General features: G+C 54.0%; 12 protein-coding genes. 5 read left to right on the forward strand and 7 right to left on the reverse strand.

Features of this window, described 5'->3' with window-relative positions; genetic code table 11:
* Positions 1 to 50 precede the first annotated feature (50 nt).
* Entirely contained in the window at positions 51 to 239 is a 189-nt protein-coding gene (locus C3708_RS15865; protein WP_095282881.1) for a YfgG family protein, read from the reverse strand.
* A gap of 349 nt (positions 240 to 588) precedes the next feature.
* On the opposite strand from C3708_RS15865, the gene C3708_RS15870 reads away from it, so the two are divergent.
* Positions 589 to 2,829: an EAL domain-containing protein gene (locus tag C3708_RS15870; protein ID WP_095282880.1), complete on the forward strand. Its 2,241-nt coding sequence runs from the start codon at positions 589 to 591 to the stop codon at positions 2,827 to 2,829.
* Positions 2,830 to 2,839: 10 nt separating this feature from the next.
* Here C3708_RS15870 and ppx read toward each other — a convergent pair whose 3' ends face one another.
* From ppx to purM, 4 genes are all read right to left on the reverse strand, one after another.
* Positions 2,840 to 4,381, reverse strand: a complete 1,542-nt coding sequence (gene ppx, locus C3708_RS15875) for an exopolyphosphatase (protein WP_103947309.1) — start codon at positions 4,379 to 4,381, stop codon at positions 2,840 to 2,842.
* A gap of 3 nt (positions 4,382 to 4,384) precedes the next feature.
* On the reverse strand, positions 4,385 to 6,445 hold the full coding sequence (ppk1, locus tag C3708_RS15880) for a polyphosphate kinase 1 (protein ID WP_095282878.1): 2,061 nt from the start codon (positions 6,443 to 6,445) through the stop codon (positions 4,385 to 4,387).
* A gap of 244 nt (positions 6,446 to 6,689) precedes the next feature.
* Positions 6,690 to 7,331 carry a phosphoribosylglycinamide formyltransferase gene (gene purN / locus C3708_RS15885; protein ID WP_095282877.1) on the reverse strand — a complete coding sequence of 214 codons (642 nt, stop codon included), beginning with the start codon at positions 7,329 to 7,331 and terminating at the stop codon, positions 6,690 to 6,692.
* A complete protein-coding gene (gene purM / locus C3708_RS15890) occupies positions 7,328 to 8,365 on the reverse strand; it encodes a phosphoribosylformylglycinamidine cyclo-ligase (protein WP_095282876.1) in 1,038 nt (345 codons plus the stop codon). Before purM ends, purN begins: the two co-directional genes overlap by 4 nt.
* A gap of 270 nt (positions 8,366 to 8,635) precedes the next feature.
* Here purM and C3708_RS15895 point away from each other — a divergent pair, with 270 nt between their 5' ends.
* The 4 genes from C3708_RS15895 to C3708_RS15910 all read left to right on the forward strand — a co-directional run bounded on the left by C3708_RS15895 (position 8,636) and on the right by C3708_RS15910 (position 13,162).
* Complete coding sequence (locus C3708_RS15895; protein WP_103949693.1) at positions 8,636 to 10,066, forward strand: 6-phospho-beta-glucosidase; 1,431 nt, start codon at positions 8,636 to 8,638, stop codon at positions 10,064 to 10,066.
* A 294-nt stretch (positions 10,067 to 10,360) separates the two neighbouring features.
* Positions 10,361 to 10,987, forward strand: coding sequence for a uracil phosphoribosyltransferase (upp, locus tag C3708_RS15900; RefSeq protein WP_023308769.1), 627 nt, complete (start codon positions 10,361 to 10,363; stop codon positions 10,985 to 10,987).
* Positions 10,988 to 11,074: 87 nt separating this feature from the next.
* Positions 11,075 to 12,364 carry a uracil permease gene (gene uraA, locus C3708_RS15905; RefSeq protein WP_095282874.1) on the forward strand — a complete coding sequence of 430 codons (1,290 nt, stop codon included), beginning with the start codon at positions 11,075 to 11,077 and terminating at the stop codon, positions 12,362 to 12,364.
* A 96-nt stretch (positions 12,365 to 12,460) separates the two neighbouring features.
* A complete protein-coding gene (locus tag C3708_RS15910; RefSeq protein WP_199184160.1) occupies positions 12,461 to 13,162 on the forward strand; it encodes a DnaA inactivator Hda in 702 nt (233 codons plus the stop codon).
* An 82-nt stretch (positions 13,163 to 13,244) separates the two neighbouring features.
* On the opposite strand, the gene C3708_RS15915 is transcribed toward C3708_RS15910, so the two are convergent.
* Together C3708_RS15915 and C3708_RS15920 are read right to left on the reverse strand one after the other, a co-directional pair.
* Complete coding sequence (locus C3708_RS15915; protein WP_103949694.1) at positions 13,245 to 14,672, reverse strand: M17 family metallopeptidase; 1,428 nt, start codon at positions 14,670 to 14,672, stop codon at positions 13,245 to 13,247.
* On the reverse strand, positions 14,669 to 15,628 hold the full coding sequence (locus C3708_RS15920; RefSeq protein WP_095282872.1) for a N(4)-(beta-N-acetylglucosaminyl)-L-asparaginase: 960 nt from the start codon (positions 15,626 to 15,628) through the stop codon (positions 14,669 to 14,671). The genes C3708_RS15915 and C3708_RS15920 overlap by 4 nt, the downstream gene beginning before the upstream one ends.
* Positions 15,629 to 15,630: the final 2 nt, after the last annotated feature.

The following is a 15,630-nucleotide window of genomic DNA, read 5'->3' on the forward strand; positions in this document are numbered from 1 at the left end:
GTATGGATGACGGTATCAATTAGGGGAAATGACCGACGTGCGCGAGTGGGCTATCGGATTGCAGCATCCAGCGGTTGACTCACCTGCTGAGACTGAATTTTGTCCTGATGGTGATACCAGGCGCCAATGGAGGAATAAACGAAGCGGCCAAAGAAAAACAGGAAGCTGATAAGCAATATAATGCGGGTCATTCGAGTGTTAAATCGATTTCGTTTGTGCATGTTCGTTGCCTGACTCACTGTATTTTCCTGGGCATACCCTTATTGGGCGATGGGACTATTAAGTCACAGTGGGAACGAGGGGTCAATTGTGAGATGTGTAAAAAATCGTCAGACTAAAAATTAATTATTGTTATCAATGGTAATTGAACTATTTAACGCACTGATAGAAAACTGAAAACTCAGTGGGAAAATTGTAATAATTGATTTTTTGACCATCTTGCTTTGATTTACGTCAATTCCGACCTGCCATTGATCACTAAAATCCTCCCTCCACGACGTTTTCTATGAAAACAGTGTGGGTCAATACGTCAGGTTGGATGCCTGTCTGAAAACAATCTTCGGATAAAAAAGGCTTAGTCAGGCATCTATGAAAATAATACCCTTCCTGAAACGACACAAAGACCGCTGGTGGGCGCTTCCTCTTGTTTTACCTGTGATCTTTCTGCCCATCCTGAGTTTTGCGAGTACCTATACGCACTTAAACGGCGGAATTATTGCCCTTTACTATATGCCACTGGCATTTCTGCTTTCCACGTTGCTCTTTTTTGGCTTTGCCGCATTGCCGGGGATCTTGCTGGCACTGTTTCTTCGTTATTACCCTGACACCAGTGTTTTTGAAACCATCGCTGTTATTTGTCATTTTATTGTTCCTCTGATCATCAGTTGGGGCGGTTATCGGGTGTTTGCTCCCCGGCGAAATATGGTGGCGTACGGCGATATCAGACTCATGTCGCAGCGTATTTTCTGGCAGGTTCTGTGTCCGTCAACGTTATTTCTGGTGCTCTTCCAGTTTGCTGTTTATCTGGGGATATATGAGAGTCGCCAGAGCCTGGCCGGGTTGAATCCGCTCAGTATTCACACTTTGATTAACTACCAGGGACTGCTGGTTGGCGGGCTAACGGGTGTACCGCTGAGTTATTTATTGATCCGGGTAATCCGCCATCCGCGCTATCTCAAACGGTTAGCTTCTCAGATTCGCGCGCAGATAGATAAGAAAGTCACGGTGGCAGAGTTTATTCTTTGGGGAGCCGCCCTGGCGAGTCTGCTGTGCCTGCTGCTGTTCCCTATGAGCGATAACAGTTCCATTTTCAGCACCAACTATACGCTGTCGTTACTGATGCCGCTGATGCTATGGGGATCGATGCGCTTTGGCTATAAGCTGATATCGATAGTCTGGACGCCGGTGTTAATGGTTGCCATTCACTACTTTTACCGCTACATCCCTCTCGGTCAGGGTTACGACGTTCAGCTGGCAATTACCTCATCCAGCTATCTGGTTTTCTCTTTCGTGGTGATTTACATGGCGATGCTGGCCACGCGCCAGCGCGAGATAACGCGACACGCCAGTCGTCTGGCCTTTCTCGACCCTATGGTGCATATGCCGAATCTGCGGGCGTTGTCGCGATCGCTGGCTAAATCGCCCTGGTCGGCGCTGTGTATGCTGCGTGTACCTGAACTTGAAGTGCTGGGGCGTAATTATGGGGTGCTACTGCGCATCCAGTACAAACAAAAGCTGGCGGAGTGGCTCAACGGCTCGCTCCAGCAAAATGAGTGCGTTTATCAACTGTCTGGACACGATCTGGCGATACGACTGAATACGGAGTCACACGCGGCGCGCATTGAAGCGCTGGATGAACATATCAAGCAGTTTCGGTTTATCTGGGATGGTATGCCGTTGCAGCCTCAGGTCGGCATTAGCTATTGCTGTGTACGCTCGCCGGTTAACCATCTTTATCTGCTGCTGGGTGAGCTGAGTATCATCGCGGATTTGTCGTTATCCACCAATCATCCCGAGAGTCTACAGCAGCGTGGCGCAGCGAATTTGCAGCGTAGCCTGAAAGATAAAGTGGCGATGATGAATCGCTTGCAACGAGCACTTGATCATAACGAATTTCAGCTGGTAGCTCAGCGAGTACAAGGTATCCGTGGTGACCACTACCACGAGATCTTGCTCCGCATGCAGAGCGAAAATGGCGCACTTATTGCGCCCGATAAATTCTTGCCGGTGGCGCAGGAATTCGGTCTTTCATCACGTGTTGATCTATGGGTTCTGGAGCGCACGCTGCAGTTTATGGCTGAGCATCGCGACAGGCTGCGGGGCAAGCGGTTTGCGATTAATCTTTCCCCTTCAACGCTCTGCCGTTCGCACTTTCCTGTTGAAGTTCACCGGTTGCTGAAGAAGTATTCAATCGAAGCGTGGCAGCTGATATTTGAAATTACTGAATGCAGCGGCTTTGGCAGCGCGGATCTGCTCAATCAAATCGTGAAACAGTTACAAAAAATGGGCTGTCGGATTGCGATCGACGATTTTGGTACGGGTTACGCGAGCTATGCGCGCCTGAAAAGTGTCGACGCGGATATCCTGAAAATTGACGGTAGCTTTATTCGCAATATTGCCGACAACAGCCTCGACTATCAGATTGTGGCGTCCATCTGTCATCTTGCCAGAATGAAAAAAATGCTGGTGGTGGCTGAATTTGTGGAAAGTGAAGCGATTCGCAGTGCGGTGGATTCGTTAGGAATTGACTATCTGCAGGGGTATTTGATCGGTAAACCTGAAGCGCTGGAAACATTACTGCATTCTCAGGCGTCACCGATAGACGCCTGAGAACCACAGATTACGCCGCGACGTCCGGCGACTGCTCTTCTTCAATTTTCAACAACCAACCGGTCACGCCTTCCCAGTACTGCTGCTCTTTTTCGAGATCCAGCAGCACCAGGGCATTCTGGCTAAACCAGTCATGCGGGAAGCTCAACGTCCAGTGATGGTCGTCGGTTTTCAGAATCAGCGTCGGCGGTGTGGTCGTAGCCTGTCGCTGGTTGTTCAGCAGCACGCCTAAGCGCAGCAACTGGATCAACGGCAGGAACTGTTTTTTCTTGAACAGCGTAAAGCGCGGCAAATCATCCAGTTTGATGGCTTTACGGTGATAGCGCACCAATGTCGCCATCATCGTTTGTTGCTCCTGGTTGAAGCCCGGCAGATCGCTGTTTTGCAGAATATACGCCGAGTGACGATGCATTCCGCTGTGGTTAATATTCAGGCCCACTTCGTGCAGCATCGTTGCCCATTTCAGCAGGGCAGCCAGCTGTGGATGAGCGAGCTTCGGATTCTGCGCTTCCCACTGCTCATAAATATGCGTGGTGGTTTCCAGAACGCGTTTTGCTTGTTCCCGGTCGATGTTGTATTGATTCGCCAGGCTTTGTGCGGTGCGGCTGCGAATATCCTGATGACGGAAGCGACCTTCCATTTCGTACAGCACGCCTTCACGCAGTGCACCGTCGGACAGACGCAGCTCGCGGATCGCCAGCGCATCAAATACCCCACACAGAATTGCGAGGCCAGGTACAAATACGGCCTTACGTTCGTCGGATAAACCCGGCAGGCTCAGCGCTTCAAAGCTTTTATGTTTAAGCACCTCTTCGCGCAGCAACTCCAGACGTTCCGGGGTGATAATCCCGTCTTTTTCGCCCATCGCCAGCAGCACTTCATGCGCTGCTTTGATGCTGCCGGACGCACCAAGCGCAACGTTCCAGCCCTGAATGCGATACTGCCAGGCGAGGGATTCCAGCTTTTGCACCGCTGCCATTTTCGCGCGCTGGAAGTTTTCCCGGTTTATGGTGCCGCCAGGGAAATACATCTGCGCAAAGCTGACGCAGCCCATACGACGGCTTTCAACCAGCTTCGGCTCAAAATCTTCGCCAATGACCAGCTCGGTAGAACCGCCGCCGATATCGATCACCAGCTTGCGGCCTTTTTCAGGCTGAGTGTGTTCCACGCCCATGAAAATCAATCGCGCTTCTTCGTTACCCGAGATTATCTCAATAGGATAGGGGATAACTTTTTCCGCGCGTTTGAGAAACTCCGGTGCGTTCAGCGCCTGGCGCAACGTGTGCGTTCCAACGATGCACACGCTGGACGGCGAAAAGCCTTGCAAGCGTTCGGCGAACAGCGACAGGCAGGCTAAGCCACGCTCCATCGCCTCTTCGCTGAGCATGTTTTTGTCGTCAAGACCATCGGCGAGATGAACGCGCTGCTTGAGGCGCCCGATGATCTGCATGGCGCCGTCGACCTCGCGGGCGATGACCATATGGAAGCTGTTAGAACCTAAATCGACCGCAGCGAACTCCTGCGGGCGTGGGGTCTTATCATTTATCGGCATAGGTTAATCAGGTTGCTCGAGTGATTTGATATAGTCGTAAATCGCCAGCTGTGAGCGCACTTTACGGCGGTTGCCGCGCTGCACGTAGCGGTTACTCAGTTCTTTGTCGATATAGCGAGCCTTAACAGTGTCACTCAATTGCAGCTCAATAATATCGAGGATCTGCTGCTTCAGACGTGGGTCGAGCAGCGGAGTGGCGACTTCAATTCGGTAATCAATGTTTCGCGTCATCCAGTCCGCTGAAGAGAGATAAACCTGTTTGTCGCCACCATTTTCAAAAATATAGATCCTGTCGTGTTCCAGATAACGGTCAACGATGCTGATCACGCGGATATTTTCGCTGATGCCTTCCAGTTCTGGAATCAACGAACACATGCCGCGAATCAGCAGATTCACCGGTACACCGGTACTGGAGGCGGCATACAGACGATCCACCAGCCCTTTGTCGACCAGATTGTTCAGTTTGAGTGTAATACCCGACGGCTCGCCTTTCTGCGCGGCAGCAATCTCTTTGTCGATCATCGCGTACAACAGGCGGCGCGAGTTCTGCGGGGAGACCAGCAGATAGTCGAAACTCACCGGGCGGTACGGGTTTTCGATGAAGTTAAACACCCGACGCACTTCGTTGGTGATGCGCGCGTCGGCGGTCAGCAGCGAGTAGTCCGTATAAAGTCGCGCGGTTTTCTCGTTAAAGTTACCGGTCCCGATGTGGGCGTAGCGCACCACGTCGTCACCTTCTTTACGGGAAATCAGGAACAGTTTGGCGTGAATTTTCAGGCCAGGCGCGGAGAAGATGACGTGTACACCGGCTTCCGTCAGACGACGCGCCCAGTGGATGTTCGCTTCTTCGTCGAAACGGGCCTGCAGCTCAACCACTACCGTCACTTTTTTACCGTTGTGGGCAGCGTGAATCATCGCATCTATGATGCGCGAGTCTTTCGCCACGCGGTAAATGTTGATCTTAATAGCCAGCACGTTCGGGTCGAACGACGCCTGACGCAGCAGTTCCAGCACGTGCTCAAAGGTGTGGTAAGGATAGTAGAGCAGCACGTCGCGCTCACGGATGGCGTCGAATCCGTTACGGAATTTATCGAACCAAATATGGCGCAGACGCGGCAGCGGCTTGTTAACCAGGTTAGCTTTACCGACGTTCGGGAAGCCAATAAAGTCTTTAAAGTTGTGGTAACGCCCGCCCGGCACGATGGAGTCGTAGCGGGAAATGGTCAGCTTGTCGCGCAGCATTTCCACCATCGCGTCTGGCATATCTCGCTGATAAACAAAGCGCACCGGTTCGGCGGTCAGACGCTGTTTCAGGCTGGAGGACATCAGCTCCATCAGACTGGCTTCCATCTCGTGCACCAGATCGTATTCGGCGTCGCGGGTCATTTTCATGGAGTAGGCGTTCAACGCATCGTAATCGAAGAAGCCTTTGAAAATGTCGTCCAGGCAGTAGCGCAGAATGTTATCCAGCAGGATCATCGGCTTGCGACGGCGCGGCGTTTCCGGCGGCAGGTTCACAAAGCGCGGGACTTTATCCGACGGGATCTCCAGCAGCGCGTAGCGAATGGAGTCGCCACGAATAATTTCAACCGCCAGATAGGTGTAATCGTCTTTCAGGAACTGCACCAGATCGGTTTCGCGATTGATAAGAATAGGGGTGATGTGCTGGCGCAGATAATGTTTGAAGTAGTGGCGTAGCCAGGTTTGTTGGTTGGCGGAAAGCTGGCGTTCGTTAATCAGGAAGATCTGATTACGCGCCATTTCGAGCAGCAGCTCGTTGTACAAACCGTCAAATTCCTGGTCTGCTTTCAGGACGCGCGCCTGGATTTTACCCAGAAGGTGGCGCGAATGGGAGTTCAGGCCTTGCTCTTCGCTGATGATGATCCGCCGCTTCAGTTCAGCAAAACGGACTTTATAGAATTCATCCAGGTTATTGGAATAAATACCCAGAAAACGCATACGTTCAATCAGCGGATTACTTTTATCAGCCGCTTCCTGAAGCACGCGCTCGTTAAACGCTAACCAGCTTAGCTCTTTCTCGATGTATAACTTTTCCTGACCCATTACAACTTACACTCCGTTTCAATCACGGGACGCAGCAAATCCGTCTCGATTCTATTATGGCGAGCTTTGACACGAGATGTCCAACTGTGCCAGAAAAGTATGACAGTTAATTTTTTTTCTGGGGGAATTTAGAGAGTTGGTGGGGATAAATGCGGGACCGCAAAATAATGCCCGGCGGCGCTGCGCTTGCACGGGCCTACGGTTTTGTAGGTCGGGTAAGCGTAAGCGCCACCCGACAAACAGACTACTCGTCAGCTGCATGTCCCTGCGCGGGCAGCTTAACGCCATCCAGCCAGGCGGCGTTATCGCGCATCTCAAGACGCCCGTCGACAAACCAGCTCACCACTAAAGGATAGATGGCGTGTTCCTGAGACTGGACGCGTTCGGTGATATCGTCTTCGTCATCGCCGTCAAACACCGGGATTTTCGCCTGCAGGATTACTGGCCCGCCGTCCAGCTCGTCGGTGACGAAATGCACGGAAGTACCATGCTCCTCATCGCCATTTTCCAGCACCTGACGATGCGTATGCAGGCCAGGATATTTCGGCAGAAGAGAAGGGTGGATGTTCAGCAGGCGCCCGGAATAGTGCGAAACAAACGCCGGGCTTAAGATACGCATATAACCGGCTAGCACCACGACATCCGGCGCATAGGCGTCGATCTCCTGCACCAGCTCCCGGTCAAACGCTTCACGACTGGCAAACTGAGAGGCTTCCAGCGCGTGCGCTGGGATATGTGCATCCCGCGCCCGCTCAAGGCCGAACGCGTCGGCCTTGTTGCTGAATACTGCGCGAATGGTGCCATTGATCTGTTTCTGTTTGCAGGCATCGATAATAGCCTGCAAATTGCTTCCGTTTCCGGATATGAGCACCACGATATTTTTCATTCAATGACCACGCGCTGTTCGGAATCAGACGCTTTGATGATACCGATTTTCCACGCGTTTTCACCTTTCGCCTGCATCAGCTCAACGGCTTTATCCGCTTCGCTGGCAGGCAGAGCAATCAGCATGCCGACGCCGCAGTTGAAGGTGCGATACATTTCGTGCTGGCTGACGTTGCCCGCGGTTTGCAGCCAGTTAAACACAGCCGGCCACTGCCAGGAGGACTCGTCGATCACCGCCTGCGTATTGTCAGGCAGAACGCGCGGAATATTTTCCCAGAAGCCGCCACCGGTCAGGTGCGCAATGGCGTGAACGTCAACGTTCGCAATCAGCTCAAGAATGTTCTTCACGTAAATACGGGTAGGTTCCAGAAGATGATCGGCCAGCGGTTTACCTTCAAGCTCGGTGGTTTCCGGGTCGCAGCCGCTGACTTCAAGAATTTTACGCACCAGGGAATAACCGTTGGAGTGCGGGCCGCTGGAGCCCAGCGCAATCAGGACATCGCCATCGGCCACTTTGCTGCCGTCGATAATTTCTGATTTTTCTACTACACCGACGCAGAATCCTGCGACGTCGTAATCTTCACCGTGGTACATCCCCGGCATTTCTGCGGTTTCACCACCGACCAGTGCACAGCCAGACTGCAGACAGCCTTCAGCGATACCGGTAATCACGCTGGATGCAGTATCCACGTCCAGTTTGCCGGTCGCGTAATAATCGAGGAAGAAGAGGGGTTCCGCACCCTGCACCACGAGGTCATTCACACACATGGCCACCAGATCGATGCCGATGGTGTCGTGGCGTTTGAGATCCATCGCCAGACGCAGTTTCGTGCCCACGCCGTCAGTGCCAGAAACCAGAACAGGCTCACGATATTTTTGCGGTAGTGCGCACAGCGCGCCAAATCCACCCAGACCACCCATCACTTCAGGGCGGCGAGTCTTTTTGACCACACCTTTGATTCGGTCAACCAGCGCATTACCTGCGTCAATATCAACACCGGCATCTTTATAGCTGAGAGAAGTTTTGTTGGTCACGGCTTAAGTCCCCACGCATAGCATAGTAAGAAAAATCGGCGCAATTCTAACAGTCCAGGCAAACGTTTGCGAGCCTATTCTGCGGTCAAAAAAAGTCGCTGCAAATTTACACATTTATACATCGGGCGCAGACAAACTTGATGCCGTTCACGAAAATGAAACCGGTTTCGGTAATCTGCTTGCAACAGGCTAAACCATTGCACATGATTTGACTGAAACCGGTTTCTGTAATTGTTTTTGCAGAAAATAACGCAGAATGAGGGAAAAGGCATGCCAGGATTTAAAGAAGGTTTTCTGTGGGGCGGCGCGGTGGCGGCGCATCAGCTGGAAGGTGGCTGGAAAGAGGGCGGTAAGGGTATCAGCGTCGCAGACGTAATGACCGTTGGGGCGCACGGCGTACCGCGTGAAATCACCCAGGGCGTCATTCAGGGCAAAAATTACCCGAACCACGAAGCCATCGATTTTTACCATCGCTACAAAGAAGACATCAAACTTTTTGCCGAACTGGGCTTTAAATGTTTCCGCACCTCCATTGCCTGGACGCGCATTTTCCCGAAAGGCGACGAGCTGGAGCCGAACGAAGCCGGTTTGAAATTCTACGACGACCTGTTTGACGAGTGCCTGAAATACGGCATCGAACCGGTAATTACCCTGTCGCACTTCGAGATGCCTTTCCATCTGGTGACCGAATACGGCGGCTGGCGCAACCGTAAGCTGATCGACATGTTTGTGCGGTTCGCCAGCGTCTGCTTCAAGCGTTATCAGCACAAAGTGAAGTACTGGATGACCTTTAACGAGATCAACAACCAGGCTAACTTCCACGAAGATTTTGCGCCGTTCACCAACTCCGGCCTGAAGTATGAAGAAGGCGAAGATCGCGAGCCGGTGATGTTCCAGGCTGCGCATTACGAACTGGTGGCCAGCGCCCTGGCGGTAAAAGCCGGACGTGAGATCAATCCGTCCCTGCAAATTGGCTGCATGATTGCCATGTGCCCAATCTATCCGCTGAGCTGCGCGCCAAACGACATCATGATGGCGATGAACGCTATGCACCGTCGCTACTGGTTCACCGACGTGCACGTGCGCGGGAAATATCCGCAGCATCTGCTGAACTACTTTGAGCGTCGTGGTTTTGAGCTGGATATCACTGAAGAAGACGTTGCGGCATTGAAGCAGGGCTGTGTGGATTACATCGGCTTCAGTTATTACATGTCTTTCGCCACCAAAGCCACGCCGGATAACCCGCAGCTGGATTATGACGAGAGCAAAAGCCTCGTTTCCAACCCGTACGTGCAGAAGTCCGACTGGGGCTGGCAGATTGACCCGATGGGCCTGCGCTACTCCCTGAACTGGTTCTGGGATCACTATCAGCTGCCGCTGTTTATCGTTGAGAACGGCTTCGGCGCGATCGACGTGCAGGAGAGTGACGGCACGGTCAATGACCAGTACCGTATCGATTATCTCGACGCCCATATCCGCGAGATGAAAAAAGCGGTCGTTGAAGATGGCGTGGATCTGATGGGTTACACACCGTGGGGCTGTATCGATCTGGTCTCTGCCGGCACCGGCGAGATGAAAAAACGTTACGGCTTTATTTTTGTTGATAAAGATAACGAAGGAAACGGCACCCTGAACCGCAGCAAGAAAAAATCTTTCGACTGGTATCAGAAGGTGATCGCCACTAACGGCGCAGACCTGTAATCGCCCGGCGGCGCTGCGCTTGCACGGGCCATAAGCCTCTGCGGTCTGGTGCCCTCACCCCGACCCTCTCCCACGGGAGAGGGCGCAAACACCAAAAACGGCAACCTGGTTGCCGTTTTGCCTTTACCTCCACCCGGCAAAACTCCCTTCTTTTTTTTCCTGTTTTATACTCACTATCGCTCCCTAATCCACTTTGCTTGATCCGCATCAAGCAAGATGGGTATGGCGATCCCGGAAAAAAGCGGTATAATCCGGCGATTTTTTTTGCGGTAGCCACCTCAGAGGAGAATGAGAATGAAGATTGTGGAAGTGAAACACCCACTCGTTAAACACAAGCTGGGCCTGATGCGTGAGCATGACATCAGCACGAAGCGTTTTCGCGAACTGGCCTCTGAAGTTGGAAGCTTACTGACTTACGAAGCGACGTCTGACCTGGAAACTGAAAAAGTGACCATCGAAGGCTGGAATGGCCCGGTCCAGGTTGAACAGATCAAAGGTAAAAAAATTACCGTGGTGCCAATCCTGCGCGCAGGTCTGGGCATGATGGAAGGCGTGCTGGAGCACGTACCGAGCGCGCGTATCAGCGTGGTCGGTATCTACCGTAATGAAGAAACCCTCGAGCCCGTCCCGTATTTCCAGAAGCTGGTGTCCAACATCGACGAGCGTATGGCGCTGGTCGTTGACCCGATGCTCGCCACCGGCGGCTCCATGATCGCCACCATCGACCTGCTGAAAAATGCCGGCTGTAACAGCATCAAGGTGCTGGTACTGGTTGCGGCACCGGAAGGTATCGCGGCGCTGGAAAAAGCACACCCGGACGTTGAGCTGTATACCGCCTCTATCGATCAGGGCTTGAACGAGCATGGGTATATCATCCCTGGGCTCGGCGATGCCGGCGACAAGATTTTTGGTACGAAATAATCGAATAACGATAAAGAAGCCGACTTTGAAAGTCGGCTTTTTTTTGAATAAAACACAAACAACTCACAATACTTAGAGGAAAACACTATGACGCGCCGTACTATCGGGGTGAGTGAAAGACCGCCGCTTTTGCAGACGATCCCGCTTAGTTTGCAGCACTTGTTTGCCATGTTCGGCGCAACCGTACTGGTGCCCATCCTGTTTCACATTAACCCGGCCACCGTGTTGCTGTTCAACGGCGTCGGCACGCTGCTGTACCTTTTCATCTGTAAAGGCAAAATTCCGGCGTATCTGGGCTCCAGCTTTGCATTTATCTCCCCGGTCTTGTTGTTACTGCCGTTAGGCTACGAAGTGGCGCTGGGCGGTTTTATCATGTGCGGCGCGCTGTTCTGCCTGGTGGCCTTCATTGTGAAGAAAGCCGGGACCGGCTGGCTGGACGTGATGTTCCCGCCTGCGGCGATGGGCGCAATCGTTGCCGTCATTGGTCTGGAGCTTGCCGGTGTGGCAGCAAACATGGCCGGCCTGCTGCCTGCGGACGGGCAATCGCCTGAATCCAAAACCATTATTATTTCGCTGGTGACTCTGGGTGTAACCGTCTTCGGTTCGGTGCTGTTCCGCGGCTTCCTGGCGATTATCCCGATTCTGATTGGGGTGCTGGCGGGCTACGCGCTCTCCTTCGCGATGGGCGTGGTGGATACTTCTCCGATTGCGCAGGCGCACTGGTTCGCACTGCCAACCTTCTACACGCCACGCTTTGAGTGGTTTGCGATCTTCACCATTCTGCCTGCGGCGCTGGTAGTGATTGCCGAGCACGTTGGTCACCTGGTGGTGACGGCGAATATCGTCAAAAAAGATCTGATCCGCGACCCAGGCCTGCACCGTTCGATGTTTGCTAACGGCCTGTCGACCATGATTTCCGGTTTCTTCGGCTCCACGCCAAACACCACCTACGGTGAGAACATCGGCGTGATGGCGATTACCCGCGTCTACAGTACCTGGGTGATCGGCGGGGCGGCTATCTTTGCGATTCTGCTCTCCTGTGTCGGGAAACTGGCGGCGGCGATCCAGATTATCCCGGTTCCGGTGATCGGCGGTGTTTCTCTGCTGCTGTACGGAGTCATCGGTGCGTCCGGTATTCGCGTGCTGATTGAGTCCAAAGTGGATTACAACAAAACGCAGAACCTGATCCTGACCTCCGTTATCCTGATCATCGGCGTGAGCGGTGCGAAGGTGCATATCGGCGCGGCAGAGCTGAAAGGGATGGCGCTGGCGACTATCGTTGGTGTGGGTCTGAGCCTGATCTTCAAGCTGATCTCTGTGCTTCGCCCTGAGGAAGAAGTGCTGGACGCTCAGGAGAGCGAAAAAGCATCACATTGATCCTAAAACCGGGCGGACGATCCGCCCGGTTCTCTCATCGCGGGTTCCGTGATAAACTGCCTCCCGATTTTATGTGAGACCTTGATCGAGGTATTTCTGAACGGACCGGCACAGCTCTCTCTGCCACTTTATCTTCCTGACGACGAAACTTTCGCGAGTTTTTGGCCGGGCGATAACCCCTCTTTACTGGCTGCGTTGCAAAACGTGTTACGCCAGGAGCACAGCGGATACATTTATATCTGGTCACGCGAAGGCGCGGGACGCAGCCATCTGCTGCACGCCGCCTGCGCGGAGCTTTCCCAGCGCGGTGACGCGGTAGGCTATGTGCCGCTGGATAAGCGCACCTGGTTTGTCCCGGAAGTGCTCGACGGTATGGAACATCTTTCGCTGGTCTGTATCGACAATATCGAATGCATCGCCGGGGATGAGCTGTGGGAAATGGCGATGTTCAACCTCTACAATCGCATTCTGGAATCGGGTAAAACCCGGTTGCTGATCACCGGGGATCGCCCGCCGCGTCAGCTAAACCTCGGATTACCGGATCTGGCGTCGCGCCTCGACTGGGGACAAATCTATAAACTCCAGCCACTCTCTGATGAAGATAAGCTTCAGGCGCTGCAGTTGCGCTCGCGGTTACGTGGGTTTGAGCTGCCGGAAGACGTGGGACGTTTTCTGTTAAAGCGGCTGGATCGCGAGATGCGAACTCTATTTGATACGCTGGATCAGCTCGATCGCGCGTCCATTACCGCTCAGCGCAAGCTGACCATTCCGTTTGTGAAAGAAACGCTCAAGTTATAGCAAAAACCGACGGTCCTGTAGGCCGGGTAAGGCGAAGCCGCCACCCGGCTTTGTTGCCCGGCGGCGCTTCGCTTGCACGGGCCTACGATTCGATATCCGCTAACAAATGCTCGACTAATAACGGAATCGGTCTTCCTGACGCCACGCTTCTCCCGCCTTCACGCCACAACGCGGTCCCGCTGATATCCAGGTGCGCCCACGGAATCGTCGGCGGACAAAAATGATGTAATAACCATGCAGCCGACGCGCTGATCGCCGCATTGTTGGTCGGCGTATTGCACAGGTCGGCAATCGTGCTCTCCGTCTGCTTTTTCAGCCGCGCGTCCAGCGGCAGCGACCATACGTCATCGCCGCTCGTTTTGCCTACGAGGGACAACGCCTGGCGCAGTGGCTCGTTCTGCGTCATCAACCCACTCAGCTCATACCCCAGCGCTTTTACCACCGCGCCGGTTAATGTCGCCATATCAATAATGTAGTGCGCCTGCGGATGCCGCTCGCTGGCCCAGGCGATGGCATCGGCCAACACCAGCCGTCCTTCGGCGTCGGTATTGTTGATTTCCACCGTCAGACCGTTACAGGCGCGTGCCACCGTTCCCGGCTGCATGGCATCCGGGCCAATGGCGTTTTCCGCCAGCGCCAGCACGCCCATGATCCTCACGGGAAGATTCAACTCCGCCACGATCAGCATCAGGCCCAGTACGTTGGCTGCACCGCACATGTCGTACTTCATGGTGTACATGCCCGCGCCTTCTTTCAGCCACAGACCGCCCGTATCAAACGTGATCCCTTTGCCTACGTAGCAGCGCACCGGACCGTCATTTGTGCCGTCATAATGAATCGCCAACAGGCGCGGCGGGCAGGTGGCCCCTTTGCCGACGGCGTGTAACAGTCCCAGACCTTGCTCTACGATCTGTTTTTCATCGAGCACTTCGCAGCGCAGGGCAGGGAAGGCGGCACAGAGTGTTTGCGCCTCGTCGACCACATACTGCGGCGTACAGCGATCCGACGGCGTATCTGCCAGACGGCGTGCGGCGATCATACCGTTGGCGATGGCCCGCTGCTGCTCAATGATTTTGCTCAGGTGTTCCTGCTGCTCAGGCAAACACAGGACGGTGACGTGGCGAATCCGAAGGTCAGTGTCGGCTGTTTTCTTCAGCTTTAAATCGCTGAGTCTGTGCGCCTGATTGAACAGAAAGCGCAGCACCTGCACCAGAACGGTGTCGTGAATGTTGCTGACATCCAGCACCACATTCTCGCTGACCGGTGCGGCGAAAAGTGGGCGCAGCGCGGCGAGTAATCCATCGGTCAGCGCGTCATGCCAGAGTGCGTCCGGCAGGAGGGTAATACGGGAAAACGGCGCGCAGCCGAAGCGCGCATCCGCCACGTTTTTCTGTTCGCGCATTTCGTTGATAAGCGCAGTATCTGGCAGCAGGGCGCTGGACGGGTACGCCAGCAAATGGCTGTGCGGTTTTGCTTTTGCAAGAGTGGTTATAAGCTCACAGGAAATCATGATTGTTCCTCAATCGGGGCGCGGATCCGCGCGGCATAGGCCTGCATCCATTCGTCATCCACGGCCTGATAATGGGTTTTCTCGCGCAGGCGTTCGGTGCGGAAAACGGTCAACGGTTGATTTGCGGTAGCGACGACAAACGAGAAGGTTTTGATATTGGTCGCTGCGCCAAACTCGCCTTTGTTATTCATACACACCACCGAAAGATCGCCCACGCGACCAAAGCGCGACATCAGTTTGTCTTCCAGTTCGAAGACCACGGAATCTGCAGCGCGTTGTGGTGTCATCCCCTGCGCCATACGGCGCACGATCTCGTAGCTGGTGCAGCCTTTCATTAAATCTTCCCCCACACCAGTGGCAGTGGCGGCACCTGTTTCGCTGTCGCAATAAAAGCCGGAACCGATGATCGGTGAATCCCCGATGCGTCCGCGTTTTTTCATAAACAGGCCGCTGGTGGAGGTGGCGACGCTCATCGACCCCTGTTTATCAAGCCCGATAATGCCGACGGTGTCGTGTCCATCGTAGGGGCTTAAGCCTTTATCCAGCGTTTCGCGACAGCGCTTGCGGTAGTGCTGCATCGCCCGGTCGGTGAGCATGGTTTTGTCGGCAAAACCCTGGCTGAGCGCCCATTCCCGCGCGCCCTGGCCGACCAGCAGACTGTTGTAGCGCTGGCGGCTAAGCGCCTGAGCGACGCGCACCGGGTTGGCGATATCCACCAGATTCCCTACCGCACCAAAGGCCAGCGTATCGCCGTCCATATAGGCGGCGTCGAGTTCCACGTCGCCATTTTCGGTGGGCAGCCCGCCGTAACCGACCGACTTGTAATACGGGAAGTCTTCAACGGTGGCAACGGCATCCACCACCGCCGATGAAACTGGCTTCCCCGCAGCCAGCGCAGACGCAGACTCCGTCACGCCTTCCAGCGCCATTCGCCAGGTTGCGATAATTCCCCACATGC

Origin of the sequence: Lelliottia sp. 7254-16, from assembly GCF_002922995.1 — a bacterium.
Lineage (GTDB): Bacteria > Pseudomonadota > Gammaproteobacteria > Enterobacterales > Enterobacteriaceae > Enterobacter > Enterobacter jeotgali.